Source organism: Mycobacterium sp. (assembly GCF_049673265.1).
Taxonomy (GTDB): domain Bacteria; phylum Actinomycetota; class Actinomycetes; order Mycobacteriales; family Mycobacteriaceae; genus Mycobacterium.
The window spans coordinates 1-3732 of the sequence record NZ_JBATXN010000497.1; the positions used below are offsets into that span (position 1 = coordinate 1).

A 3732-nucleotide genomic window follows, 5' to 3' on the forward strand; every position below is an offset into this window, starting at 1 on the left:
CTGGACCGGTGAATACCGATGTGCTGGATGTGGACACCGCGCGTCGCCGTATCGTCGATTTGACCGAGTCAGTTCGCGCGTTTTGCTTTCCGCGGGGCGACGGGCTCTGCAACGTCTTCGTCCCGCATGCGACGGCGGGGGTGGCGATCATCGAAACCGGCGCCGGTTCCGACGACGACCTCGTCGAAACCCTGGAACGGTTGCTGCCGCGCGACGACCGCTACAAGCATGCGCACGGGTCGCAGGGCCACGGTGCCGATCATGTGTTGCCCGCCATTGTTGCGCCCTCGATCACCGTGCCGGTGCAAGGCGGCGAACTGATGCTGGGCACCTGGCAAAGCGTGGTTTTGGTCGACCTGAACCGGGACAATCCGCGGCGCTCGGTGCGGTTGAGTTTTCTCAACGGCTGAGACGGCAGCAAGCGGCGGTCCGGGTGGCCGGGCCGGTACTGTAGTGCGGTCGAAATTGGCTGCTAAAAGGAAAGCGGAGAAGTGCAGACACACGAGATCAGGAAGAGGTTCCTCGATCATTTCGTGAAAGCGGGTCACACCGAGGTGCCAAGCGCCTCGGTTATCCTCGACGACCCCAACCTGCTGTTCGTCAACGCCGGGATGGTGCAGTTTGTGCCGTTTTTCCTCGGACAGCGCACGCCGCCGCACCCGACGGCCACCAGCATCCAGAAATGCATTCGCACACCAGACATCGACGAAGTCGGGATCACCACCCGGCACAACACGTTTTTCCAGATGGCCGGCAATTTCTCGTTCGGCGACTATTTCAAGCGAGGGGCCATCGAGTTGGCCTGGAGCCTGCTGACCAACTCCGTTGCCGAGGGCGGCTACGGATTTGATCGCGAAAAACTTTGGGCCACAGTCTATCTGGATGATGACGAAGCGGCGACGCTGTGGGAGGAAATTGCGGACCTGCCCGCTGAGCGGATCCAGCGCCGCGGCATGGCCGACAACTACTGGTCGATGGGCATTCCCGGACCGTGTGGCCCGTCGTCGGAGATTTACTACGACCGCGGACCGGAATACGGTCCCGAGGGCGGCCCGCTGGCCAGCGAAGAGCGCTACATCGAGATCTGGAATCTCGTGTTCATGCAAAACGAGCGCGGTGAAGGCACCACTAAAGACGACTACCAGATCCTGGGGCCGTTGCCGCGCAAGAACATTGACACCGGGATGGGCGTCGAGCGGGTTGCGGTGCTGCTGCAGGGCGTGCACAACGTCTACGAGACCGATCTGCTGCGCCCGGTCATCGACGTGGTGGCCGCCCGCGCGCCGCGCCCCTACGACGTAGGCAACCACGACGATGATGTCCGCTATCGCATCATCGCCGACCACAGCCGCACCGCGGCGATCCTGATCGGCGACGGCGTCAGTCCCGGCAATGACGGCCGCGGCTATGTGCTGCGCCGCCTGCTGCGCCGGGTGATCCGGTCGGCCAAACTGCTGGGCATCGAGGGTCCGATCGTCGGCGACCTGATGGTCACCGTGCGTGACGCGATGGGGCCCTCGTATCCCGAACTGGTGGCCGATTTCGACCGGATCAGGCGCATCGCGGTAGCCGAGGAGACCGCGTTCAACCGCACCCTGCAGTCCGGATCGCGGCTGTTCGACGAGGTGGCCGGTGCCACCAAGGCATCCGGCGCCGACGTGCTGTCCGGATCGGATGCATTCACCCTGCACGACACCTACGGTTTTCCGATCGAGCTCACCCTGGAGATGGCCGCCGAGGCCGGCCTGCACGTCGATGAAGTGGCTTTTAGGGAATTGATGGCCGAGCAGCGCTCGCGTGCCAAGGCCGACGCCGCCGCGCGCAAACACGCGCACGCCGACTTGTCGGCCTACCGCGAATTGGTTGACGCCGGGCCCACCGAGTTCACCGGGTTCGATGAGTTGACGTCGCAGGCTCGGATCCTGGGCATCTTCGTCGACGGCAAGCGAGTACCGGTGGTGGCGCACGGCTTAGAAGGTGGCGCAGGCGCCGACCGGGTCGAGCTCGTGTTGGACCGCACACCGCTCTACGCCGAGTCGGGCGGACAAGTCGCCGACGTCGGCAGTATCACCGGCACCGGCGCCAGCGAAAGCGCCCGGGCCGCGGTTACCGACGTGCAGAAGATCGGCAAAACCTTGTGGGTGCACCGGGTCAACGTGGAGTCGGGGGAGTTCGTCGAGGGCGATGTCGTCACCGCGGCGGTGGAGCCGGGCTGGCGCAAAGGCGCGACCCAAGGCCACTCGGGCACCCATATGGTGCATGCAGCGCTACGACAAGTGTTGGGGCCCAACGCTGTTCAGGCTGGCTCGCTGAACCGTCCGGGCTATTTGCGATTCGACTTCAACTGGCAGGGTCCGTTAACGGACACCCAGAGCTCACAAATCCAAGAGGTAGCCAACCAGGCCGTGCAAGCCGACTTCGAGGTGCACACCTTCAACGAACAGCTCGACAAGGCCAAGGCGATGGGAGCGTTGGCGCTGTTCGGGGAGAGCTACCCCGACCAGGTGCGGGTGGTAGAGATCGGCGGTCCGTTCTCACTAGAGCTCTGCGGCGGCACGCACGTGCACAACTCAGCCCAGATCGGCCCGGTGACCATCCTCGGCGAATCATCGGTGGGCTCCGGCGTGCGTCGGGTCGAAGCCTACGTCGGGCTGGAGTCGTTTCGGCACCTGGCCAAGGAGCGCGCCGTGATGGCCGGGCTGGCGTCGTCGCTCAAGGTGCCCTCCGAAGAGGTGCCCGCCCGGGTGGCGAACCTGGTCGATCGGCTGAAGGCCGCGGAAAAAGAACTCGAACGCACCCGGCTGGCGACGGCGCGGTCCGCCGCGGTCAATGCCGCTACCGGGGCGCAGCGCATCGGTAACGTCAAGTTGGTGGCGCAGCGCATGTCGGGCGGGATGACCGCAGCCGATCTGCGCTCGCTGGTCGGCGACATCCGCGGCAAGCTGGGCAGCGACCCGGCGGTGGTCGCGTTGATCGCCGAGGGTGAAGGCGGCAGCGTGCCATACGCGGTCGCGGCCAACCCGGCCGCGCAGGACCTGGGCATCCGAGCGAACGACTTGGTCAAGCAACTCGCCGGAGCCGTCAACGGTCGGGGCGGCGGCAAGGCCGACCTGGCGCAAGGCTCGGGCAAGGACGCATCGGGTATCGACGCTGCGCTCGACGCGGTGCGAGCGGAGATAGCGCGGGTCGGCTGAGTGGACTCTGCACACCGCCTCCCGGATCGGCCCGCCGCGGACGATCCGGGACGCGGGCGGCGGCTCGGCATCGATGTCGGCAGCGTGCGCATCGGCGTCGCCTGCAGCGATCCGGACGGCATCCTGGCCACGCCGGTGGAAACGGTCCGCCGCGACCGGTCCGGTAAGCATCTGCGACGGCTGGTCGAGTTGGTCGCCGAGCTGCAGGCGGTCGAAGTGGTTGTCGGGTTGCCGCGAACGCTGGCCGATCGCACTGGCCCGTCGGCCCGCGACGCGATCGGGTTGGCCGGCGAGCTGACCTCGCGGATTGCGCCGATTCCGGTGCGGCTGGCCGACGAGCGGCTGACTACCGTCAGCGCCCAGCGATCGCTGCGCCAGGCGGGGGTGCGGGCCAAAGGCCAGCGTAGGGTCATCGACCAGGCGGCCGCGGCGGCGATCCTGCAGGGTTGGCTCGACGAACGCCGTGCCATGTTGCCCGGGGAGGTCAACGGTGTCTGAGGGCCGGGAGCGTGCGCGGCCGCGTCGCGATCGCCAGCGC

Annotated in this window: 3 protein-coding genes; all 3 read left to right on the plus strand. The window is 66.7% G+C overall.

The window, feature by feature from the left end:
* Positions 1-20 precede the first annotated feature (20 nt).
* Complete coding sequence (locus WBF82_RS17185; protein ID WP_424079122.1) at positions 21-410, plus strand: secondary thiamine-phosphate synthase enzyme YjbQ; 390 nt, start codon at positions 21-23, stop codon at positions 408-410.
* A gap of 81 nt (positions 411-491) precedes the next feature.
* Positions 492-3194: an alanine--tRNA ligase gene (gene alaS, locus WBF82_RS17190; protein WP_424384171.1), complete on the plus strand. Its 2703-nt coding sequence runs from the start codon at positions 492-494 to the stop codon at positions 3192-3194.
* Complete coding sequence (gene ruvX / locus WBF82_RS17195) at positions 3195-3692, plus strand: Holliday junction resolvase RuvX (protein WP_424384172.1); 498 nt, start codon at positions 3195-3197, stop codon at positions 3690-3692.
* Positions 3693-3732: the final 40 nt, after the last annotated feature.